At 62.5% G+C, this 23,024-nt stretch carries 20 protein-coding genes and 1 pseudogene; 5 read left to right on the forward strand and 16 right to left on the reverse strand.

Annotated features, from left to right (window positions below):
- Positions 1–145 precede the first annotated feature (145 nt).
- Complete coding sequence (locus HMI59_RS03435) at positions 146–976, reverse strand: phosphatase PAP2 family protein (protein ID WP_193592803.1); 831 nt, start codon at positions 974–976, stop codon at positions 146–148.
- 164 nt (positions 977–1,140) lie between these two features.
- Here HMI59_RS03435 and HMI59_RS03440 point away from each other — a divergent pair, with 164 nt between their 5' ends.
- A complete protein-coding gene (locus tag HMI59_RS03440; RefSeq protein ID WP_193592804.1) occupies positions 1,141–2,235 on the forward strand; it encodes an alanine--glyoxylate aminotransferase family protein in 1,095 nt (364 codons plus the stop codon).
- A gap of 272 nt (positions 2,236–2,507) precedes the next feature.
- On the opposite strand, the gene HMI59_RS03445 is transcribed toward HMI59_RS03440, so the two are convergent.
- The 14 genes and pseudogenes from HMI59_RS03445 to HMI59_RS03510 form a co-directional block, all read right to left on the reverse strand.
- Positions 2,508–2,780, reverse strand: a complete 273-nt coding sequence (locus HMI59_RS03445) for a hypothetical protein (protein WP_193592805.1) — start codon at positions 2,778–2,780, stop codon at positions 2,508–2,510.
- Positions 2,781–2,788: 8 nt separating this feature from the next.
- Complete coding sequence (locus HMI59_RS03450; RefSeq protein WP_193592806.1) at positions 2,789–3,874, reverse strand: C2 family cysteine protease; 1,086 nt, start codon at positions 3,872–3,874, stop codon at positions 2,789–2,791.
- Between the two features lie 122 nt (positions 3,875–3,996).
- A complete protein-coding gene (locus tag HMI59_RS03455; RefSeq protein WP_166187304.1) occupies positions 3,997–4,542 on the reverse strand; it encodes a hypothetical protein in 546 nt (181 codons plus the stop codon).
- A 193-nt stretch (positions 4,543–4,735) separates the two neighbouring features.
- Positions 4,736–5,155 (reverse strand): ATP-binding protein, encoded by a 420-nt coding sequence (locus HMI59_RS03460; protein WP_071416099.1) that lies wholly within the window; start codon positions 5,153–5,155, stop codon positions 4,736–4,738.
- On the reverse strand, positions 5,148–5,480 hold the full coding sequence (locus HMI59_RS03465) for an STAS domain-containing protein (protein ID WP_021472786.1): 333 nt from the start codon (positions 5,478–5,480) through the stop codon (positions 5,148–5,150). Before HMI59_RS03465 ends, HMI59_RS03460 begins: the two co-directional genes overlap by 8 nt.
- Entirely contained in the window at positions 5,470–7,356 is a 1,887-nt protein-coding gene (locus HMI59_RS03470) for a glycosyltransferase family 2 protein (RefSeq protein WP_227471613.1), read from the reverse strand. Before HMI59_RS03470 ends, HMI59_RS03465 begins: the two co-directional genes overlap by 11 nt.
- A gap of 93 nt (positions 7,357–7,449) precedes the next feature.
- Complete coding sequence (locus HMI59_RS03475; protein WP_193592807.1) at positions 7,450–8,577, reverse strand: PP2C family protein-serine/threonine phosphatase; 1,128 nt, start codon at positions 8,575–8,577, stop codon at positions 7,450–7,452.
- Positions 8,578–8,756: 179 nt separating this feature from the next.
- Positions 8,757–9,224, reverse strand: a complete 468-nt coding sequence (gene bcp, locus HMI59_RS03480) for a thioredoxin-dependent thiol peroxidase (RefSeq protein ID WP_193592808.1) — start codon at positions 9,222–9,224, stop codon at positions 8,757–8,759.
- Between the two features lie 116 nt (positions 9,225–9,340).
- Entirely contained in the window at positions 9,341–10,165 is an 825-nt protein-coding gene (locus HMI59_RS03485; protein ID WP_193592809.1) for a winged helix-turn-helix domain-containing protein, read from the reverse strand.
- A gap of 11 nt (positions 10,166–10,176) precedes the next feature.
- Positions 10,177–11,526 (reverse strand): allantoinase AllB, encoded by a 1,350-nt coding sequence (allB, locus tag HMI59_RS03490; protein WP_021472781.1) that lies wholly within the window; start codon positions 11,524–11,526, stop codon positions 10,177–10,179.
- Positions 11,519–12,688, reverse strand: a complete 1,170-nt coding sequence (locus HMI59_RS03495; RefSeq protein ID WP_193592810.1) for a glycerate kinase — start codon at positions 12,686–12,688, stop codon at positions 11,519–11,521. Before HMI59_RS03495 ends, allB begins: the two co-directional genes overlap by 8 nt.
- A 70-nt stretch (positions 12,689–12,758) precedes the next feature.
- Positions 12,759–14,534: a glyoxylate carboligase gene (gene gcl / locus HMI59_RS03500; protein WP_193592811.1), complete on the reverse strand. Its 1,776-nt coding sequence runs from the start codon at positions 14,532–14,534 to the stop codon at positions 12,759–12,761.
- 119 nt (positions 14,535–14,653) lie between these two features.
- Positions 14,654–15,553, reverse strand: a pseudogene (locus HMI59_RS03505) (2-hydroxy-3-oxopropionate reductase); the annotation flags it as partial.
- A gap of 138 nt (positions 15,554–15,691) precedes the next feature.
- On the reverse strand, positions 15,692–16,495 hold the full coding sequence (locus tag HMI59_RS03510; protein ID WP_193592813.1) for a hydroxypyruvate isomerase family protein: 804 nt from the start codon (positions 16,493–16,495) through the stop codon (positions 15,692–15,694).
- Between the two features lie 691 nt (positions 16,496–17,186).
- Here HMI59_RS03510 and HMI59_RS03515 point away from each other — a divergent pair.
- Together HMI59_RS03515 and HMI59_RS03520 are read left to right on the forward strand one after the other, a co-directional pair.
- Positions 17,187–17,843, forward strand: a complete 657-nt coding sequence (locus HMI59_RS03515) for a hypothetical protein (RefSeq protein ID WP_193592814.1) — start codon at positions 17,187–17,189, stop codon at positions 17,841–17,843.
- Positions 17,824–18,555 (forward strand): hypothetical protein, encoded by a 732-nt coding sequence (locus HMI59_RS03520; RefSeq protein ID WP_193592815.1) that lies wholly within the window; start codon positions 17,824–17,826, stop codon positions 18,553–18,555. The genes HMI59_RS03515 and HMI59_RS03520 overlap by 20 nt, the downstream gene beginning before the upstream one ends.
- Positions 18,556–18,799: 244 nt before the next feature.
- Here the strand turns inward: HMI59_RS03520 and HMI59_RS03525 are convergent, their stop codons facing one another.
- Positions 18,800–19,978: a toll/interleukin-1 receptor domain-containing protein gene (locus HMI59_RS03525; protein WP_193592816.1), complete on the reverse strand. Its 1,179-nt coding sequence runs from the start codon at positions 19,976–19,978 to the stop codon at positions 18,800–18,802.
- 533 nt (positions 19,979–20,511) lie between these two features.
- Here HMI59_RS03525 and HMI59_RS03530 point away from each other — a divergent pair.
- Both HMI59_RS03530 and HMI59_RS03535 read left to right on the forward strand, forming a co-directional pair.
- Positions 20,512–21,507: a LacI family DNA-binding transcriptional regulator gene (locus HMI59_RS03530; RefSeq protein ID WP_193592817.1), complete on the forward strand. Its 996-nt coding sequence runs from the start codon at positions 20,512–20,514 to the stop codon at positions 21,505–21,507.
- Positions 21,508–21,708: 201 nt separating this feature from the next.
- Positions 21,709–23,022: an ABC transporter substrate-binding protein gene (locus tag HMI59_RS03535; protein WP_193592818.1), complete on the forward strand. Its 1,314-nt coding sequence runs from the start codon at positions 21,709–21,711 to the stop codon at positions 23,020–23,022.
- Positions 23,023–23,024: the final 2 nt, after the last annotated feature.

Genomic DNA, 23,024 nt, shown 5'->3' on the forward strand with positions numbered 1-23,024 from the left:
TCGTGTTAATGCTGGCATCCATGGTGTGGGCTATGCGGAACTCCTGCTTGGTGGGCAGGAGGAAGCCGTCTTGCTTCAAGCTTCCGCATCATGGAACTGTTATTTCAGCATACGTAATAAGTGAAGCCGAGTTCTTGGCCCGGTGTCAAGACGCTGCCTCTTGGTGGTGCCGCGTCCTCACCGTGAGATAGAGGCGGTGCGCCATGATGACCAGCGACAGCCACGCGATGCCCAGCGCCCACGCGGCCAGCACGTCGGTAAGCCAATGATGGCCCAGGTAGACGCGGCTCAACCCCATGGTCAGCGAGAAAACGGACGCGATAACGATCGTCAGTATGCGTGCCCTCTTGCTCTTCAAGCGGAGGATGACCAGATATGCCACGATTCCGGCGATCACGATCGAGTTCAAGGAGTGCCCGCTGGGGAATGACGGCGAGTGTTCAAACGGAGGAATGGCGTCGCTGAGGTCCGGGCGGGTCCTGCCGAAGAGGGGCTTTCCGGCGACTGTCAGGAGCAAGGAGCCAAGTCCGGCGGCCAGCATCAGGATGACCGGCGTCCACGACTTCCGCTTGGTGGCCAGGAAGATCATGATGCCAACGGCGATCAACGGCATCCCCACCGTTCCGCCGACGTTTGTGTAGGCCGTAGTGGCTGCATCCAAGGCGGGGGACCGGAAGGACTTCGCTGCGTCGAGGACAGGATGGTCCAGGCCGGCCACGCCGTCCGCTTCGGTCACTGATTCGTAGACCTCGCCGAAAGTGACAACCAGGGCAACGAAGATGAGGAGCCCAATGACCAAGGTGATGACCAGTGCGGCATACGGGCCGAGGAACGTCGTGATGCGCTGCGCCGTGGCAGCCATGAGTTGACCAACTGGGCTTTTCCACCGCGTCAGGTCCTGCCCGGCCACATAACGGTCTTGCCGGACCTCTCCGCGGACGCCGTGGTCCTGCGACTCTCGTCCCTCAGTGGTCATCTTCGTCCTCTTCGGCTCGGCGGGGGTGGACTTGATAATAGTGAGTAACCTTATCATTTGTGGGCCGGTGCGGTACCGCGCGCCGCGCTTCAGGGCGCCTGCTGCTCGCTCCACGCAACCGGCTGCGGCAGAATGGCCATCAACTGCGTTGAAGGAGTTGCTCCATGCCCCAGATCCTGACTTCCAGATTCCTGTTCGGCCCCGGTCCGAGCAACTGCTACCCGGAAGCGATGGCCGCTCTTTCCTGGCCCGTGCTGGGGCACCTGGACCCTGTCTTCATCGAGCGCCTCGACCGGGTCTGCGAGGGTCTCCGTGCGGTCTGGGGAACGTCGAACGCCCGGACCCTTCCGTTGAGCGCCACGGGGTCGGGCGGCATGGAAGCGGCGTTCGTGAACACCGTGTCCGACGGCGACGTGGCAGTGATTGCGGTGAACGGACTCTTCGGTGCCCGAATGTGCGAGGTTGCCCGGCGTTGCGGTGCCACCGTGGTCAGGGTTGATCATGAGTGGGGCCAACCGGTGGACGCTGACCGGGTGTTGTCCGCCCACCCCAACCCGAAAGTCATCGCGGCTGTCCATGCGGAGACTTCCGTGGGGGTTCAGTCCGACATCGCCGCCCTCGGGGCAGGCAAAGGAGACGCGCTCCTGATTACCGACGCTGTCACGTCCATCGGCGGCCTTGAGCTTTTGGCAGACGACTGGGGCATCGACGTCGGATATGCCGGGACCCAGAAATGCCTCGGCGTGCCGCCGGGCCTCTCCCCGTTCACGGTCTCGGACCGCGCCTTCGAACGTCGCGTCAAGGACCCGCGCTCCTGGTACCTGGATATCGGGCTGCTCGGCGGTTACGTAGGAGCCGCTTCCGGATCGAGGACGTACCATCACACCGCGCCGGTGACCATGATCGCCGGTCTCGAAGCGGCGCTGGACCGCATCCTCGCCGAGGGGCTCGACGTCGTACAGGCCCGCCACCGCGCTGCCGGGGCCGCGCTCCAGGAAGGTTTGCAGGAGATGGGCCTCGAGCTCTTCGCCGCCGAAGGAGCCCGGCTGCCGAGCCTCACCACGGTCAAAGTGCCCGACGGCGTCAACTCGGCTGCCGTCCGCGCTTACCTTTTGGAGCACTTCAGCATGGAAATCGGCGCGGGTGTTGGTGAATACACGGACACCGTCTGGCGGATCGGCATGATGGGCCCCAATGCCAACAGTGCATCAGTAACCTTGGTGCTCGGCGCACTGAAAGAGGCAATGGCGAAGGCGTGAGTGTAGGGATCTGATAGAGCAACGCCGGAAACCCGCGGTGATCTGATGGAGCAACGCCGGAAACCCGCGGGGATCTGATAGAGCGCCGATGGAAACCCGCAGGGATCTGATGGAGCGTCGCCGGAAACCCGCGGGGATCTGATAGAGCATCCCCCAACTACCGTTGCTCTATCACCTTCCGACGGGTTTTTCCGGTTCCTCTATCACTTCCCGACGGGTTTTTCCGGTTCCTCTATCACTTCCCGACGGGTTTTTCCGGTTCCTCTATCACCTCACGGGGTGAGCTGACCGGCGTCGTACGCCAAAACCGCGGAGGCGGGTGTTCCGCCGTCGGCTGGCTGAATCGACACGATCCTCAAGGTACCGGCACCCGGCAATGCGGTCGACTGGCCCTCCCGGAACGCCTCCTTGCGCTCCTGTCCGCCGGTCCGGATCCAAAACTGGATGGCGGGTTTCCCGTCCGCGACGCCGATCTTGACGACGCCCACCTTCACGCCATCGAATGTGGGTTGCGTCCCTTGCTTGACTTTTACGAGCTGTTCCACGGCCATCCCTACTTGGTGTCCACGGAGTACACGGAATCAAAGTTTTCCTTGTACTCGTCCTCGGTCAGTTCCAGTGTCCCGGCTTTCTTGTCGTCGTCCCCGCTCATGTAACCTCCGGAAGGTCCCCAAGGGTTGGCCAGGACGATCACTTTCTCGCCGTCGTCGTTCGTTTTCACGTCCACCACAACGTACGCGTGGTTGGGAACGACGTCGGTGCGGTTGACTTCCTCGGACTCCCAGAACCAGTCGAAGTCGTCATCCTTGACGTCCTCGGTCCCCACCGAGACCGCCTGACCGGAGGCAAGCTTCTCCTCGATGGAGCCAAGGTCGAGCTCCCCGTCCTTGTCCGCGGAACGGCCGGTCATGAGCTCCATGGCGTCGTTACTGAAACCGCCGTCGATGTCATCGTAGGAGCCGCCCAGGTGCTCGGCGGCCGCACGTTCGTAAATTGACAGCCAGTTGGGTTGGCCGTCAGCGCCGCGGACGCCGCCCTCGGTGGACTTGGCCTCCACCGTGACTTCCACCGGTTCTCCGTCCTCGTACAGCGTGACCACCCAGTGCGTTGGCGGGTCGCCGACCGGCCGCATGTGCGATTCGAGGAACTCGTCCAGTTTGCCCTGCTGTTTTAGGGTCTGCGCGACGGAGCCGATGCCGGCCAGCAGCCAGCAGTCGCCGATTTGTCCCTGGTTGATATCGCCGGGATCCCCGGCGTCCGGGTCCTTACGCACGTCGCCGGGGACATCGACGTCGGGCCTGTCCGGATCGAGGGGACCGGGGTCGCCGGGCGGGTTGGAGTCGCCCCTGCTGGAGTCGCCGGATCCGGTGGAAGCGGCGCTGGACTTGTCCTGCTGGTCCGCGTTCCGTTCCAGTTCCTTGGACTGTGCTTGGAGGGTGGAGGCCGTCCGGTGAAGCATCGGCCGGTGTTCGGCATCCCACGCCTGACGGAACTGGATCGCATCACGGCCGTCCCACGGAGCTGAGGCGATGAGTTGCCCGAGTTCCTTGGACAACGCGTTCATTGTGTCTGAGTGCCGGGCCATGGTCTTGGCCAGTGCCCTTAACTGCTGGATATCGGCACCGTAGAATCCCGGCATCGCGTCCCCCTCGTGAATGTATTCAAAGATGTGTGGCCGACGTCAAGCAGCGGTTGGCCACGGTCACGGTATCCCGCTGTGTGGGGTGGGTCGATGGGTAGAAGTTCCCTTGGCCCGCCGGTTTAGTCGCTCAGGATTTCAGTGGGGCTGCAGCTGGCCGAGTTCACAGGAACCGTGATGCGCAGGTAGGCCGGGCCCTTGGCCTCGATGCTTACGGTGGCACCTGCGGCGTCGGTACTCCGCGTGACCAGCCAGCCGCCGGGGACGTCGTCCTTGCCCCCGAACGCGGGGAACCCGTACTTCCCCAGGACGGGGTCGCCCGCTGCGAAGACATCCTCGAAGTTCCGCGACGCCTCCACAATGTCCGCGCTGCTCTTCATGCTCGCCGGTTGGAGGATGCACCGGCCGTCGTTTGATTTAGCCAAGGTGGCGGCTTTGTCCGTACTCCACGTGATGCCGGGCAGCTTCTGTTCCAAGGCAGCGGCCAGATCGGTGCGAAGGGAATCGTATTTGGCGTAACTCTCTGCCACGGAGGCGGGCTTTTGGGTCGCTGTTGGTGTTGCCGTTGGCGTGCCGCTTGTTGGGCCGTTCGGGGTTTGGGTGCACGCGGACAGCGCGAGGACACAGGCCACGGTCCACGTGCTCAGCCTGGCGGTGGTCTTTGGCATTCTTCCCCCAGTTTTCGGTTTTGCTCACGCGCGCGTGGAAGCACGACGGCGGCAGTCACCGCATGGTTTCACACTTGCCGTGCGTCCGGCCATGGGGAGAAGGCCCCCTGGGTGGGAAGTGATAGAGCGTCGGGGGGAAGGGGGTGGGATGTGATAGAGGGTCAGGGGGAAGGGGGTGGGATGTGATAGAGGGTCAGGTGTTGCGGGTCAGGATCCAGGTGTTGGTGCCGTCCTGGCGTTCGAACGTCACTGTCGTCACCAGGGCTTCGATCAAGGCAAGGCCACGCCCGGACTCGGCATCGGAACCGGGCATGGAAGCCTGCATGTCCCCGGCAAACGGCTCGCGGGCGTTCCGGGCGCTGACCCGGGCAACCAACCGTGCCGGCCATACGCTGATTTCGACGTCGATCTCCACCGGCTTCTCTGCCACCGGGACCGCATGCTGGACCACGTTGGCGGCGGCCTCGATCACGGCGGTGGCAAAAGTCATCCGGTCAACATCAGGCACAAAGGAGGCGTCCTCCCACAAGGAATCCAGTTCGCCGTGGATGGCCTCGATGGCTTCCTCGTTGGACGGACCGTGGAAGCCGCGGCGGGCAATGACCTCAGTCATCGCCGAACGCTGCCTCGGCCGTTGGATAGGCAGTGAGGACACGGTCCATGTTGGTCAGTTCCAGGACCATCTTCACCTGCGGCTGGACGCCGGCGATCCGGAGGTCCCCGCCGGCCTGCCGGGTGGCCTTGAGGCAGCCGATCAGTGCGCCAAGCCCGGACGAGTCCATGAAGTCAGTGCCGGCCAGGTTGACCACCACGCGGCTGGAACCGCCGGCGACAACCTCGTTCACCATTTCGCGGAGCTTTGGCGCGGCCACCATGTTCAGACGGCCAACGCTTTTGACCTCCGCGTAGGTGTCCTTGACTTCGTAGCTAAACTGCATCTGCCTTCCTTTCTTCGGAACTTTCAGGCACAAAACCCTTGTACAAAACTGCTTTGACCAGCACGCTCAGGACCACCAGGTCGAACGCCACCCAGGCGACATTCACCAATGTCCCCAGCGGCTCGGCCAGGCCGGTCAACAACCGCGCAACACCCACTACCAAGGCAATGGCCAGCAGCACCGCCACAATGATCTGCGGACGGATGAGGCTCCAACTTGGCCCGCCGCTCTGGCGCGCCTTGGGGGTGACCGCAAACCCGAGGGGACGGCCGAACCAAACGTTCCGTGCCGCCGTCGTACATGCCTTGATCCATGTGGGGAACAACGCGAGGCTGTACTGCTGGCCGCGCCACGTGGGGATCCCGTGCCCTGCCACCACGAAGAGCAGCTGGTTGACCACCATGAACGGGATGAAGCGGATGAAGAAGTCGAAGCTGAGGCTGGTGACCGGGAGGATGCCGAGCGTGAGGTAGATGATGGGAGCGGCGAAGTACACGACGGCGGCGAATCCGCTGAGGTAGCTCCACATGGTGGAGAAGTACATCAAGCGCTGGCCCCACGTGAGTTTCCGCTGCACCAACGGATTCTCGCGGAGGAGGACCTGGATGGTGCCCTGGGCCCAGCGGAGGCGTTGGGTGAGCATGGTCTTGATGTCCTCGGGGGCCAGGCCGTTGGCGAGGATCTCATGGTGGTAGACGCTCTTCCACCCGAGTCCGTGAAGGCGCATGGCCGTGGCCATGTCCTCGGTGACGGAGATCGTGGCCAGCGGCATGACCGGCTGGGCCTCGTCACTGCGTTCCACGGAGATGGCGTCCAGGACCGCATGGACGGACTCCAGGGCACCGAGCGGCGACCAGTCGCGGCCGGACATACGGTCGACGGCGTCACTCGCCACGGTGGTCACGCCGCCTTCGCCGACGTGGGCCAGTTCCATGGCCGCGATTTCCTCAAGGTCGGCCTGCAACGCAGAGAAATCGGCTGCGACGAGGGTCCGCACGGCGTCGTCAACCTTGCGGCGGACCCGGTACGTGATCTCGCTGAGGGACACCCGGGCCTCGAGATCCTGCTGCGCGGCGTTGGTTGCGGCCTCCACCTCGTTGAGCATCTGCTCCACCAACGGGTTCGCGGCCTCGGGCGAGCGGCGGGCCTTCTTGATGGCCTGCTTGGAGGCGGCCAAGGCACGCTTGATGCTCTGCTCCGTTGCTTTCACGTAGCCCACTAGGCCCAGTTGCATGAGGGCTTCGCGGCGGAGGATCGCGTTGGAACCGCAGAAGAACGCCGCGTTCCAGCCATCCTTGCCCTGTTGGATGGGGCCGTAGAAGAGGGGTGCCTGGCTGCCCAACGGATCGTCCGCGGGGACATTGATGAAGTACTGCGGAGTCTGGACCAGGGCAACTCGATCGTCGTTGAAGTAGCCCAGCGTCTTGTCCAGGATGTCCGGCTCCGGGATCTGGTCGGCGTCGAGGATCAACAGGTACTCGCCCGAGGTGAGCATCAGCGCGTTGTTCAGGTTCCCCGCCTTGGCGTGCTGCGGCATGTCCGGCGTCCAGTCTGCGGTCCGCGTCACGTAACCGATGCCGTTGGCTTCGGCGAGTTCACGCATCTCAGGCCGGTTGCCGTCGTCGAGGATCCAGGTGCTGTGCGGCCAGCGGATCTCCTTGGCCGCAAGGGCGGTGGTCATCACCAGGTCCAGTGGCTCGTTGTACGTGGTGATGAAAACGTCCACCGTGGCATCCGCGGGCGGGGCGGGCGGCGCCTTGCGGATCTTCAGATTCCACACCGTCAGGCCGAACAGCATCACGTCAATGAGGCTGTACGTCTCAGCAACCACCAGCGGAACAGGGATCCACCACGCCTCCCAGTTCAGCGATGCCAGTCACCGCCAGGCAACGTAGTTCACGCCAAGAATGACGGTGAGGACAACGATCAAACGGGTCCAGAAACGAGTCAAAATCCCCCCTGTGTGGCTTTACAGTCCGGCCGGCAGCGGTGCAGGTTTTCGTCGAACAACGACGGCGGTCACGTCATCTTCCGCTGTGGCGGCCGGGGCCAGGTCCAGCAGCGCAGCGCACACGTCCTCCGACGTCGACTCGGCCCGTACCGCCTTGTCCACGTTGCGGACGAAGTCTTCGAGCGAATCATGGGCGTCCAGCACGCCGTCGCTGACGATCACCAGCGAGTCACCCGGCTCAAGCGTGAGCTCGGCCGCAGGCCAGGTTTGCCCCTCAAGGATCCCAACCGGCGGCCCTGCCGAGACGAGCCGGTGTGCCGATCCCTCAGCCGGAACGTACAGGCCAAGCCCATGGCCGGCGTCGATATAACTGAGCTTGCCCGAGTCGCTGTCCAAGCGTGCGTGGAACATGGTCACGAACGAACCCGACTGGTCCAGATCCGACGCGATGGTGGCGCTCGCCGACCCGAATGCTGCATCGATGGCAGGCGTATCCGCGACGGAACGCATCACGGCGCGCACCGTCGCGGCGATGAGGGCGGCTCCCATTCCTTTGCCCATGGCGTCCGCGAACGTGAGATGGACGCCGTCGGGGGTTTGGTACCAGTCGTAGAAGTCCCCGCCAACGCTGCGCGACGGCCGGAAGGCACCGGCGACGTCGAAGTCTTCCAGCCGGACCTTCTCTTGCGGAAGCAGGCTTTGCTGTACGACGGCGGCGCGCGCCAGTTCGTCGGTTTGGCGCGGGTCCTCCGCGGGCTGGGCGGGGGTGCGGGCCCGGCGGAAGAGGGCCCGGATGCGGGCTTGGAGTTCCTTGGGGCTGAACGGCTTGATGAGGTAGTCGTCCGCGCCGGTGTCCAGGCCCGTCAGCCGGTCCAATTCGTCGGCGCGCGCCGTGAGCATCAGGATGTAGGCGTCGGAGAATTCCCGTAGGCGGCGGCACACTTCCATGCCGTCGCAGTCGGGGAGGTTGATGTCCAGGGTGACCAGTTCGGCGTTGGTGTTCTTGACTGCTTCGACGCCGGTGGACCCATCTGCGGCTTCCGTGACGATGAAATCCAGCTGCTCAAGGACAACAACGAGGAGGCCGCGGATATCCTCATCATCTTCAATGACGACGGCATGACGCTGGGGCGCAGGTGAGACCATGGCTCCATTAACTAATGCTGCTGACTTTTTGTCACGTTTGGTCAAGCAAGATGAACGCCCGCTCACTTTCGGGTGAGCGGGCGTTACAAGAATTGTGTAGTTGGGTGAAAGAGGAACCGCCGGAAAGCGGCGGGATGTGAGCGAGCGTCCGCCGGAAAGCGGCGGGATGTGGGAGAGGGTTAGACGCCCAGCTCTTCGCGGAGGGCCTGGACGTGGCCCTGGGCGCTCACCTGGTACTGGGCCAGCTTCACCTTGGCGTCGCCGTCGAGGACAACGGTGGAGCGGACGATTCCTTCGACGATTTCGCCGTTGACCAGCTTCTCGCCCCAGGCGCCGTAGGCCAGGGCAACGGAGTGGTCTTCGTCGGAGAGCAGCGGGAAGGTCAGTTCGAAGTCGCCCGAGAACGCGGACAGCGCTTCCTTGGCGTCGGGGGAGATTCCGATGACGTCGTAGCCCTTGCCCTGGAGGCTGGCCAGGTTGTCGCGGAAGTCGCAGGCCTCGGTGGTGCAGCCGGGGGTGGCGGCCTTCGGGTAGAAGTAAACGATGACGTTGCGTCCGCGGTAGTCGGACAGCGAGACCTTGTTGCCGTCGGCGTCGAGAAGCGCGAAATCCGGTGCCTGCGTTCCGACGAGGAGTTTCTGGGCCATAGCGATCCTTTACATTCAACCGGCGGTTGCCGGCATTTTCACACTGACGCGTAGCCAGCAATGGTCATTCAGGGCGGACTGTCAGGACAGGTGTGCCTCTTGACAGAACAGCGTCGCTAGATGCTGTATTCCGCAGGTCCGCGCACGGTGGCATATGGGCCAGGCACGAACTGGTAGCCGCCACCACGGACGGTGGCAACCGTATAACGGGCGGAGCCGAGCTTCCGCCGCACCCTTCCAACATAAACGTCGATCGAGCGAAATGCCGCGCCCGGAAGGTCAAATGACTCCAGGAAGCGTTGCAATTCTTCACGTCCGATTGCCCGCGAGCAGTTCACCACGAGGTAGCGCAGCAGCTTGTATTCCATGCCAGTGAAGGCAACTGGCTTGCCGTCCAGGAGCACTACTTCAGCAGCGAGGTCGATTGCAAGCTGGCTGCGCCGGGCTGCCAACGTTACGGGCTCGACGGCGGTGCTGCCGCCCTCGGAGGGGTGGTCACCGCCGTCGGATTCGGCCGTGGCACGGGCGGCGGCGAGAGCCTCTGCCAGCGCCATCGAACCCGACTGCGGAAGGTGGTTACCGGCGTCGGCGGCTTCCTGCGGAGTGCCGCCCCAGGAAGTGCTGCCGACGCCGGAGTGTTCTGCCCCGATGGCGGGCCAGATGCGGACTTCCGCCTCCGGGGCAAGTTTCATTGCCCGGGCCAGCACAAGGCGTGCTGCCCGGTCCCAAATTTCAGGGTCTACGGGATCGCCCTCGGCCGGGTTGACCCAAAGGGCCAGGCCCCGTGCACTCAGACCCGTAGCGTTCTGGCCCTGCTGCCGCGCGGTACCCGGACGGCCCGTGATCGGGCGTCCACCTCCCTGCCGTCCTGCCTGCTGGTGTCCGGCTCCCTGGCGTCCGGGGTACCGTGCCGGCGGCGGGCCATAGGCCTGTACTGCCATGGCGATATGTCCTAAACGTTGCCGCGGCGGATCAGCTTTCCGCCCGGGTTCTGGAAGTCGATCTCCGAGCCGCGCAGGAAGGTCTTGCGGACCACGCCGGAGAGCGGGCGGCCGTCGTACGGAGTGATCGGGTTCTTGTGCTTGAGCTTCTTGACGTCCACCACGAACGCGTCATCGTGGGCGAAGATGCTGAAGTCTGCGTCGTAGCCCAGGGCGAGCTGGCCCTTGTTGTGGAGGCGGGCCAAGGCAGCGGGCTTCTCCGACATCCAGGCAACGACCTGTTCCAGGGAGATGCCGCGGTGCCGTGCCTCGGTCCAGATCAGGGACAGGCCCAGCTGGAGGGAGGAGACTCCGCCCCAGGCAACGGCGAAGTCGCCGTTCTCCAGGTCCTTGAGGTCAAGGGTGGAGGGGGAGTGGTCGGACACGATGCAGTCGATGGTGCCGTCCTGCAGGCCCTTCCAGAGGAGCTCGCGGTTGGAGGCTTCACGGATGGGCGGGCAACACTTGTACGCGGTTGCGCCGTCCGGGATCTCCTCGGCCATGAGGGTCAGGTAGTGCGGGCACGTCTCAACGGTGAGGTTGACGCCGTCGCGCTTTGCCGAAGCGATCATGGGCAGCGCGTCGGAGGAGGAAAGGTGCAGGATGTGGGCGCGTGCGCCGGTCCAGCGTGCGCGCTCGATGACCTCGGCGATGGCCTTGTTCTCGGCACCGCGGGGGCGGGAGGCGAGGAAGGTTTCGTAGTGGTCGCCGCCGGGGTGCGGGGCGCGGTCGATCGCGTGGGAGTCCTCGGCGTGGACGATCATGAGGGAGTCGAAGGACTTCAGTTCCTTCATGTCCTCTTCCATCTCATCCGCGTCCAGGTGCGGGAACTCGTCCACGCCGGAGTGGAGGAGGAAGCACTTGAAGCCGAAGACGCCCTCGTCGTGGAGCGGGCGGAGGTCGGCCTTGTTGCCCGGGATGGCACCGCCCCAGAATCCGACGTCAACGAATGCCTGGTCCTTGGCCACCACGCGCTTCTGCTCCAGGCCGTCCACGCTGGTGGTGGGCGGGATGCTGTTGAGCGGCATGTCGATGATGGTGGTGACGCCGCCAGCTGCGGCTGCACGAGTGGCGGAGGCGAAGCCTTCCCACTCGGTGCGGCCGGGCTCGTTGACGTGGACGTGGGTGTCCACCAAGCCGGGGATGAGGGTCTCGTCGTCTGCGAGGTGGATGACCTCGGTGCCCGTCAGGCCGTTGCCCAGCGGTTCGATCGCGACGATCACGCCGTCACGGATGCCCACTTCGCGGGGTGCAATGCCGGCGGTGGTGAGGATGCGCTGGCCCCGGATAACGAGGTCGTAAGCGCCGATTGCTTCAGACATTGAGGTACTCCTTGTTTTCGGTCCGTTCCGCCAGATACACGCCTACGTGCTTTCCCAATTGTTCAAGCAACGGACCTGCTTCAGCGATACATTTTTGGACGTCTTTTTCCATGTCGGTCAGGGCGTGGACCGTATGGAATCCGGCATTGGTGAGTTGCTCCGCACTCAGGGTGGTCCGGCCGCAGACTGCGATCACCGGTATTCCGGCTTTCGCGGCTGCGCGGGAGACGCCCATGGGGGTCTTGCCCAGGAGGCTTTGTTCGTCCAGGCTGCCTTCTCCGGTGATCACCAGGTCCGCGCCCTTCAGTCTGCTTTCGAGCTCAGTGAACTCAAGGACGACGTCGATGCCCGGCCGGCGTTCAGCCTTCAGTGCCGCGATGGCAATGTAGCCAACGCCTCCGGCCGCGCCTGCGCCCGGTGCCTTCGCTGCGTGCTTGGCTTCAATGCCCGTGGTTTGGCTCAGCACTTCCACGAAGTTGCTGATCGCCGCGTCGAGTTCGGCGACGTCGTCCGGCGTCGCGCCCTTTTGCGGACCGAAGATGGCCGGAGCCCCGCTGGCCCCCAAAAGGGGATTGTCGACGTCGGACGCCAACACGAAGTCCGTTGCCTCCAACCGGACGTCGAAGTTGGCGAAGTCGATGGTGTCTATCGCAGCGAGGGCGGCGCCGCCGCCGGGGAGTTCGTTGCCGTCCTTGTCCAGGAAAACGGCTCCGAGGCCCTGCAGGACGCCTGCACCGCCGTCGGAGTTGGCGCTGCCTCCAACGCCAAGGATGATCTTGCGGCAACCGAGGTCCAGCGCGGCACGGATGAGTTCACCCGTGCCGATGCTGGTGGCAGTCTTCGCGGTTTCGCTCGTGGGGCCCTCCGGGAGGAGCGCCAAACCGGAAGCTGCTGCCATCTCGATCACGGCTTCGGTCCCTCGGATGGCGAAGTCGGCCTTGACCGGTTCGCCAAGCGGGCCGGTGACCGTGGCGGTCCGGCGGGTGAAGCCGGAGCCGATGGCGGCATCGATGGTGCCTTCGCCGCCGTCGGCCACCGGAATGCGTGTTGTCTCCAGGCCGCTGCTGCCGAAGCCGGCCTGCAGGCCTGTTGCCAGGTGCTCGACGACCTCGGGCGCGGACAGTGAGCCCTTGAATTTGTCCGGGGCGATGACCACACGCATTCCGGTGCCTCCTTTACTGTTTCTCTTTAGCCGTGGCGGCTGTTGGGCCGTTCGCGGCCGTGTGCGGCTGTTAGGCCTTGGCCAGGATCGCCGTGGGGGCGTCCGCAGCGGTCTCGGCCAGCTCTTCGAACTCGTTCACTGCGTTGATTTCCAGGCCCATGGAGATGTTGGTGACCTTTTCCAGGATCACTTCCACCACAACCGGAACCTTGAACTCGTCGCGCAAGGCCTTGGCCTTGTCGAAAGCGGCAGGCATGTCTTCCGGGTTCTCCACACGGATGGCCTTGCAGCCCAGGCCTTCAACCACCTTGATGTGGTCAACGCCGTAGCCCATGGTTTCGGGGGAGTTGATGTTATCGAAGCCCAGGGACACGTGATAATCCATGTTGAAGCCGCGCTGGGACTGGCGGATCAGGCCCAGATAGGAGTTGTTCACCACAACGTGGATGTAGGGCAGGTTGAACTGTGCGCCCACGGCCAGCTCTTCGATCATGAACTGGAAGTCGTAGTCACCGGACAGTGCCACAACGTTCTCGTCAGGCTTGCCACGAACCACGCCCAAGGCGGCGGGAGCGGTCCAGCCCAGCGGGCCAGCCTGGCCGGCGTTGATCCACTTGCGGGCACCGAACACGTGCAGCATCTGGGCGCCGGCGATCTGCGAGAGACCAATGGTGGAGACGTACGTGGTGTCCTTGCCGAAGGCCTTGTTCATCTCTTCGTACACGCGCTGCGGCTTGATCGGCACGTTGTCGAAGTGCGTCTTGCGGTGCAGGGAACCCTTGCGCTCCAGGCACTCGGCAACCCAGGCGGAGTAGTCCGGCAGGGTGCTTGCGGCCTTGCGCTCACGTGCCAGTTCCAGCAGACCATCCAGCGCCGCACCGGCGTCGGAAGCGATGCCCAAGTCGGGGGAGAACACGCGGCCGATCTGCGTGGGCTCGATGTCGATGTGAACGAACTTGCGGCCAGCCGTGTAGGTGTCCAGGCCACCGGTGTGGCGGTTGGCCCAGCGGTTGCCGATTCCGATCACAAAGTCGCTCTGCAGGAAGGTCTCGTTGCCGTAGCGGTGCGAGGTCTGCAGGCCAACCATGCCTGCCATCAGGTCGTGATCGTCCGGGATGGCGCCCCAGCCCATCAGGGTGGGGATTACCGGAACGTTCAGCAGCTCAGCCAGTTCAACCAGCTGGGCCGAAGCACCGGCGTTGATGATGCCACCACCGGCAACGATCAGCGGGTGCTTGGCCGCGGTCAGCATGTCCAAAGCCTTTTCCAGCTGCTTGCGGGAAGCCTTGGGCTTCTCCACCGGCAGGGGCTCGTAGGCGTCGATGTCGAATTCGATCTCAGCCATCTGGACGTCGATGGGCAGGTCCAGCAGGACCGGGCCCGGACGGCCGGAGCGCATTACCTGGAAGGCCTTCTGGAAAGCGCCGGGAACCTGGCCCGGCTCCAGGATGGTCATGGCGAACTTGGTGACCGGCTTGGCGATGGACTCGATGTCCACGGCCTGGAAGTCTTCCTTGTGCAGCTTGGACACGGGTGCCTGGCCGGTGATGCACAGCATGGGGATCGAGTCGGCCCAGCTCGCGTAGAGGCCGGTGATCATGTCCGTGCCGGCAGGGCCCGAGGTGCCGATGCAGATGCCGATGTTGCCATCAGCTGCGCGGCTGTAACCGTCGGCCATGTGGCTGGCGCCTTCAACGTGGCGGGCCAGGGTGTGGCGGATACCGCCGTGAGCCTTCATTGCGGAGTAGAAGGGGTTGATTGCTGCGCCTGGCAGGCCGAACGCCTCGGTGGCGCCTTCCTTTTCCAGGATGGCGATCGCCGCGTCAACGGTGCGCATCTTAGCCATGGTGTGCTCCTTGTTTTTTGCCCTTGCGGGCGAAGTCTGGGGTGTTTTTGGGTGTGGTGAGGGAGCCGCCGTCGTTTATGTACGACGGCGGGTTCCCTTGCTTCTTGGTGCTTAGGGCCTTACTTGCGGCCGCTGAGCTGGAGGACCTGCTTGAAGAGGCCCGAGTGGTCGAGACCGCCGTCGCCCTGGTTGACGGTTGCGGCGACGAGCTGGGCGACGACTGCGCCGAGCGGGACGGAGACGTTGGCTTCGCGGGCTGCGGACGTGACGATGCCGAGGTCCTTGTGGTGGAGGGCGAGGCGGAAGCCGGGGTCGAAGTTGCGGTCGAGCATCTTCTGGCCCTTCTGGTCCAGGACCTTGGAGCCGGCCAGGCCGCCGCCGAGGACCTTCAGTGCTGCGTCGGTGTCTACGCCGTAAGCCTCAAGGAAGGCGATGGCCTCGCCGAGGACCTGGATGTTCACCGCGACGATCAGCTGGTTGGCTGCCTTGACGGTCTGGCCGGAGCCGGACGGGCCGACGTGGACGATGGTCTTGCCCACTGCGTTGAGGACATCCTGTGCTGCCTCGAAGTCAGCTGCTTCGCCGCCGACCATGATGGACAGGACGGCGTCGATGGCACCCTGCTCGCCGCCGGAGACCGGGGCGTCGAGCGGGCGGATGCCGGCTTCTTTGGCGTCTGCTGCGAGTCGGGCGGCGACGTCCGGGCGGATGCTGGAGGCATCGATCCAGAGGGTGCCCTTCTTGGCGTTGGCGAAGACGCCGTCCTTGCCGGTGACAACGCCCTCAACATCGGGGGAGTCCGGGACCATGGTGATGACGACGTCGGCGTCCTTGACTGCGTCCGCGATGGAGCTGGCGCCCTGGCCGCCCTCGGAGACGAGCTTGTCGATCTTGTCCTGGCTGCGGTTGAAACCGGTGACCGTGTGGCCGGCCTTGACGAGGTTGATGGCCATAGGCAGGCCCATGATTCCGAGGCCGATGACTGCAACGTTGCTCATTGTGTTTCTCTTTCCGGGAAAGTCTGTGTGTCTGAAGTCTGGGTGAGTCTTTTAACCCGAGTGCGCTAACTCAGGTGTGCTTACCCAACTAGGTCGCATTAGTGCGCGTTTTGAGGGTTCTAAACGCGCTCTGCTGCTACTTAGTTGGGCGTGCGGGGCTTAGTTGGCTGCGGCGCGCTGGCGGATGGCCCAGCTGAATGCCGTTTCCTGCGGTTCCTTGTACTCGAGGCCGATGTAGCCGTCGTAGCCGAGTTCGCGGCTGCGGGCGATCCATTCGCCGAGGGGCAGGTTGCCGGTTCCGGGTGCGCCGCGGCCGGGGTTGTCGGCGATCTGGATGTGGCCGAAGTCCTTGGCGTGGTTCTCGATGACGGATTCGACGTCGTCGCCGTTGACTGCCAGGTGGTAGAAGTCGGCGAGGAGCTTGATGTTCTGTGCGCCGGATTCTGCCTTGACGCGGGCGATGACCTTGAGTGCGTCTTCTGCCGTGAGGAGCGGGTACTTGGGTGCGCCGCTCACCGGCTCGAGGAGGACAGTTCCGCCAATACGTGCGACGCCGGCAGCTGCCGCGGCGAGGTTCCTGGCGGCGAGTTCGTCCTGCTCTTCAGGGGTGAACCCGTCCTGGCGGTTGCCGTAGAGGGCGTTGAAGGCCTTGCAGCCGAGGCGCTCACCGATGCCGGCTACGACATCGATGTTGTCCTTGAACTCGGAGCAACGTCCCTTCCAGGAAACCAGGCCGCGGTCGCCGCCAGGCATATTTCCTGCATTGAAGTTCAGGCCCGTGAGCTGAACGCCGGCGTCCTTGATGGCGTTCTCGAACTCGGTTACTTGGGCGTCGCTGGGGACGGAGGTTTCGAAGGGCCACCAGAACTCGACGGCGTCAAAACCGGCTGCCTTCGCGGCGGCGGGGCGCTCGAGCAAGGGCAGCTCCGTCAGGAGGATGGAGCAGTTCACTGTGTACGTCATCGTAGGTCCTTCCGAGGAGGTGCTTTGATCTATCTTCCTCTGTGCTTCGTCTTGGCCTTGGTGCTTGGCTTTTGTTCCGCCTAGTGGAATTTAGATTCTGCTTTATGAAAAGTCTAGGGAAGGAGGGGGTGGGAGTCAAGGGGGTGGGAGCTTGGGATACCAAAGGCTCGGACGTGGCGACATGGTGCCGCGCCGTTTCGACTCGGTGTGGTTGCCCTAAATCAGCTCGCAAGGCATTCGGCGTCGAGGTCCGGGGTCAAGGACTCGGCCTGGGATCCGCCTGAAGGACAGCGCAGGGCTGCTGGGTACGAATATGCGAGCGTGTGCCATTGCGCTCATAGCCTGCGCGCCAGGGGGCGCACTGGTAGATCAGCAGCAAGGAATGTGGCCAACCACTTTGTCGTTGCGATGGGCTTCGCCGACGCCAATGGTAAAGCACAAAGCCGTGGGCTGCGGCCAACGCGGCGTAAACCAGAGACCAGGTGAACTCGTCGCCGTCGGCACCTCCGGCCATCCGCGCCTTCCGAAAACCAGAAAGCAAGCACCCCAAGCAGCGCAGTTTCACGCAGGAGTAGGCGGAATTTGACGCCCTGCTCACGACGCTGGGAACGAGTCAAAACGTGAAACGGGTCGCTTTCGGTAGAGGAAGGGACCGTTTCATGATAACTTCCGCTAAAGGTTGGAGGCAGAAATGGCAACGTACCTAGCCATGATCGATCTCATCGATGAGCACAGAGAGCGTGAGTTCCCCTTGGAAACGGCTCGAATTGGGATTCTGCATGAGCATCATATATACAGCTATTTGCCCAACACTCGTTCCTGGGTACTCAACCCGTCCATAGAGCGCGACTACTTTGGCGACCGCACTGAACTTCGCTACAAGACGCTACCCGGGGAGCTCGCGCGTTACCTCGCGTCGGCAATGCGACCAATGAATCCGCTCGTCGTTGATGTTTTGTTGGAAGACTCTCGTGTTCTGCCGAAGGCGCTCCTCTCGGATCAGCAGGAGATCGGAGAAACAGAGTTGCTTGGCGTGGGAGACGAGTTGATCGACTGGTTTCGTCGAAACCACGTTACTTTGTATCGGCGATGGTCCGGCGCTCTTGAGCAGGCCTCGCCTGAGAGCACGACCTTTGAGCCTGCAAAGCTATCTGTACTTGCACGGATGCTTGGGTCGTTAGCCAAACCCGGAACACTGAGAACTCGCAATGCGCTAGATCGAAGAATCATGAGGAATGAAGCTGCCTTAAAGAGGAAAGCTCTCTGGGGCGCAGACTCCTCGATTGCGGAGGCCGAGTGGGCTACAGCCACTGAACGTGACAGGCGGTATGACTTCGATGCCGAATGAAACTGAGCCGAGCTTTCTTCCGGAACAAGAATGGCCTGAAAACGAGAACGTGAATCCGCAGAACGATGAGTTTCTGCGTGAAGTAATCTATTTTCTGAAAAGCCTGAAACCGATTGAACCTCAAATTACGTCCTTGGTGCTTAAAGCTATACCTAAAGGGGCTCGGCCGTACGGCTTGGAATTTAGAGTCAAACGTTGGCAGTCCCTGCACCGTAAGGCTAAGGACATGGTGCGTCTCAGCCCCTACCGGTTTAGCAACGTGTCAACGCAGCGCGAGATGGCCCACATTGCACTAAGCCTAATTGAGGATGTCCTCCGGTACTCCGTCTTAGCTGAGGAGCATGCGGAGTTAGGGGGAAGCTTGCATTCATTCATCGCAATTGCACGTGCCAATGAGCTTGATCTGCGTTGTGTTTTAAACAGTTATCATCCAACATCTCGATATAAGGGTATTCATGCCCATTTCGGTCTTCACGATCGATTTGCTTTGGAAATGTGGGTAGAAGTTCAGTTTCATTCACCCGAAAGTGTCGAAGCCTACCATGACACTCACAGTCTTTACGAGGAGTTTCGCGTTGCTCGAGACCTTGGAGAGCGGCAGGCGCTTCATGACCAAATTGAGGCTCGCTACGCAACGTTGGAAAACGTTGTCTTGTCTGCCGTTCAGCTCCCCGTTCCCATCACTGATCGGGTCTTCGCCCGACCTCGTTAGAACGCATGACCTGAAACATCGCGCAAGAGGTGGGCAAGGACCTCATCGAATTCTAAGATCTGGGCCGCCGATTTCGCCATCTCTGGTCTACGCGAATACGTGACAACGCGTGACGCAACTAGCTAGGTGGACTCTTGGCTCAGCTTGGAGGTCTCACCTGATTTGGGCGTCGGTGCTCGGTGCGATTGTCAAGATCATCATCGGGTGGACAAGCGCAATGCCTATGCCGGCCCTGTTCTGGCCCTTAGTCCAGCAGCTCAGGTCCCCATTTGTGGATGACCCGAACGGCGTCGCTGAAAGCTACAATGCCACTGCGCATGGGCTTTAGGGCATTCCGCATAAGACTTGACGCAGCTTCCGCTGGCGCCATTGAGGTAAGGAGACCATCCATCTGCTCCAGAACTTCCGTCGTCCCGGCCAAGGAAGTCTGGGCACCCTCCAGAAACCCGCGCACACCATCGGCGATTGTGCCTTGGTTGCTTTTAGCGATTCGTACAAGGTGGCGAATGCCGACATCAATAGTATTTGTTTTGTCGCGTATGGCGCGGCCGGTCTCGCCCAGGGCGCGACTGTCAGGAGTCATTTGCTTCGCCAAGTGTGCGATCTTAGCGTTCATCTGCTTCGCCGAAGATGTTGATTCAAAATCAACGGTTTTCATTGGGAGGACAACCGTCGTCATGAGACCACTCATCTTGTCAGCTAGTCCAGTCAGTTCTTCAAAGTCAGTTTCCAGATCCTCCAAGGCCTCGAAAAAACCGCGATCATCTGCCACTTCAGGCTCGTCCTCCGCGGCTCCTTCGTTTCCCTGGGCAAGAGCTGCCGTTCTTGCGTGCTTCCCCTCTTCTTCGGCTTCCGCTTGAGCGGCGGCAGCGGCAGCCTGAGACTCGGCTAGCGCGACTACCTCAATAAAACGGTCTGCCAGCTTGATCAAGGCGCGTTTCCACTCTGGTGATCCTTCCCCAGCTACGACGGCGTCCTCGATCAGTTCAAACTGAATTTCCGCAATTTCTTTGGCAATCTCATCCTCTGAGTCGACGGTAAATACGGTCGAGGCCGCCATGGGCATTATGGGCAGGATCAGGCGCCGCGCGCCGCTCATGGTTGATGATCTGGCCGCATTGAGGAAGTCCAGAAACTCATCGCGGCAGTTGTTGCTGGCCAAGTAGTGAGTCGTAGCTATGACAAAGAGGACGCTGGCGTTGGTGAGGCCGTTGTCGATCGTGGCTTTCCACCGATCGCCCCACTTGATCGCCGCTCTATCGCGGAAGATCTCGATGTCCCGATTTGAACGCAGCTTGATGACCCTGACTAGGTCTCGGTGCAGAGGTTCTGCAAGGTCAAGGAAGGAGTCAGATTCGTGGGCATAACTGAGGAAACCTTCAATTTTTGAACTGGAGGCTTGCGCAAGACTATCGGTGGTCATGGGGTGAGGTTACCGGTACGTTGACTCCTAACGCACATTTGCCCATGGAATGGACGCTCGCAGAAAGCGCATTAATCTAGACCTCGACCTGATCGCTGGAAGTGAGCCCGTTTCCCCTAGTGGCGTTGTAACGGCGGTGCCTGCAGTGCTGTGTTTCGTGCGCTGAAGAGTTCAGTTTATAGGCGGTGGAGTCTGAGCAATGATTGCGCATGGTGGAGGCGCCGCCGGGTTCTGGTCCCAGCAACCGCAAGACTCCGGAGCTCAGGGAGCTGAAGCGGGGAATGCGTATGAGCACATCTTGTCAACAAATTCTGCAATGGGGTCAGTTTCTTTGAAATGACTTCCGCCGATTGGTGTGAGCAGGAAGCAGTATTATTTGGCGGTCGTTAAGCTCGATTATTACTCCCGCTAGACAATCGTGGCGTCTACCTGCGCCTCAGGCTCTGCTTTCGCGGCCCGCTAAGCTGAGGGGTCGGATGGCAGATACTGTATCGGGGCTGGACGCACCGAACTGCTCGCGGAAGGACAATCGAATGGCTCGGCCGACAGTTCAAGACGTCGCCAGGACTGCGGGTGTGTCCGTGGGGACGGTGTCGCGCGTCTTGAACGGAAGCTCGGCCGTCAGCGCATCGGCCAAAGAGAAGGTCAACGCTGCAATCAAAAAGCTGAACTACCGGCCTCTCGCATCAGCGCGAGACCTAAGAAGAGACCGGACCATGCGTGTCCTGGCCCTAGCCAAGAACCTGGACTCGCTCGTGATCAGTGAAGTCTTCCGTGGAGTAGGAGACGCCGCCGCGGATAACGGCTACGTCAGCCTCATCGCAGCAACCGACGGGGACCGCGACCGCGAACAGCAACTCGTGGACATGCTCCGTAACGGCTCAGTGGACGGCTTGGTGATCTTCTCGCCCACGATGCCGGATGAGGACGTCAACACCGTCGCCGAACAACTGAGCGTCATCCAAGTCTGTGAAATCGTGGACGCCGAGGCTGCATTTGGAGTGTCCATCGATGACCGCCAGGCCGCCTACGACATCACCAAACACCTCATCGACACGGGCGCCAGGAAGCTGGCCATGCTCGCCCACAGGGGTGCCCGCTCCGGCCGGCTTCGTGAAGAAGGCTTCCGCCAAGCACTCACTGAGGAAGGCCTGGAACCAGACACGATCCTCCTTGGCGAAGGCAACTTCGGGTTCCACGCGGGCCGCGAGCTCACCAAGAAAATCCTGGAGGCAAAGGACCTCCCGGACGCGATCTTCTGCGGGACCGACGTGGTCGCCGCCGGATGCGTCCGAGAGCTCACTGATGCCGGCTTGAGAGTTCCACAAGACGTCGCCGTTGCCGGTTTCGACGACTCCGCACAGGCAGAAATGTGTGTCCCGGAGCTGACCACGGTGAGGCAGCCGGCGTACGAAATGGGCCGCGTAGCTTTCGCGGAACTCCTGGAACGCATGACTGTCGAAGGCGCGCACCGCAGGGGCAGGACCTTCCTCCCGCACCAACTCGTCATCCGAGACTCCACGAAATAGCGGGGGTTGACAGCTCCGCGTGGCGACTGTCACACTTCTTTGGAATCGATTCCACGGCCGCAAGGCCGTTTTTCAAGAGCACATTTGGAATCGATTCCAAGGAAGCCAGCAAAGCAACACCGGCAATGAAGCCAGGCTCAGGACGCACCACAGCCAAAGCAACCTGAACCACCATCCCCACAGACACCAAAGGAGCCACTCGTGGACTTGAACCGACCTGCCTCTCCGCTCCAGAACAGCACCAAATCGCGCACAAAAACAGCACTCGCAGCCACCGCAGTTGCCGCAGCCCTCCTCCTCAGCGCGTGCGGCGGGGGAGCAGCACCCCAAGGTGCGGAAAAAGCGGCAGCTGCCGATCCGTCGTCGGGCGCTAACGCAAGCGGTGCCGTCAACATCTGCGGCGTCAAGGACGCGAGCGGCATCTACAAGGGCACGGCGGAAGCGTTCACCAAGGCGAACGGCAAGGTCACGGCCAAGTACACCGAGATCGGCGCCACCACGGATGAAGCCCGCACGCAGATTGTGCAGCGGCTGGAGGGGAAGTCCACCGAGTGCGACATCTTCCTCTCGGACGTGATCTGGACTTCCGAGTTCGCATCGCAGGGTTGGCTGCTGGACCAGACCAAGCTGGTGGAGGCCAACAAGGACCGGCTCATTCCCTCCACTGTGGAAACCACCAAGTACCAGGACAAGTACTGGGCCTCGCCGTTCTTCACCAACGCCGGCCTGATCTACTACCAGAAGGACAAGGTAGCCAAGCCGGAGACCTGGCAGCAGCTCTACGCGGAAGCCGCCAAGGCGCCGGGCAACGGGTTCGTCTACCAGGGCAAGCAGTACGAGGGCCTCACGGTGAACTTCCTCGAAATGCTCTACAGCGCAGGCGGCGAAGTCCTGGATGACCAGGGCAACGTCAAGATCGACTCCCAGGAGACCCGCGACGTCCTCAACTTCATGACCGAGGGCCTCAAGAACGGCTCAGCCGACCGCGCCGTCCTCACCTACAACGAGGACCCGGCCCGCCTGGCCTACGAATCCGGCAACTTCGGATACCAGCGCAACTGGCCTCACGTGTACCGTCTGCTGAACGCGACCCCGCTGGCAGACAGCTTCGGCGTCGCGCCGCTCCCGGCATGGGAAGGCGGCAAGGCCTCGGGCGTGCTGGGCGGCTGGAACCTGGCCATCTCGGCGCACTCCACCAACCAGGCCGGAGCCGTCGCCTTCATTGACTTCGCTACCACACCGGACTGGCAGAAACACGTGGCCATGGACTACTCGCAGGCCCCGGTCAATGAGGCTGCGTACTCGGACCCTGCGGTGCTCCAGAAGATGCCGTTCGCTACCGAACTCCTGGCCTCGGTGAAGGGCGCCAAGCCGCGCCCGATCTCGCCGGTCTACCCGCAGATCTCGCAGGCCATCTACAAGAACGTCTACGCCGTGCTGTCCGGCACCGCCTCCACCGAGGATGCGGTGAAGAAGATGGCCGACGAAATCACCACCGCCAAGGCGAGCTTCTAAAC

This window comes from Paenarthrobacter sp. YJN-5, assembly GCF_015040095.1.
In the GTDB taxonomy this organism is placed as follows: domain Bacteria; phylum Actinomycetota; class Actinomycetes; order Actinomycetales; family Micrococcaceae; genus Arthrobacter; species Arthrobacter ureafaciens.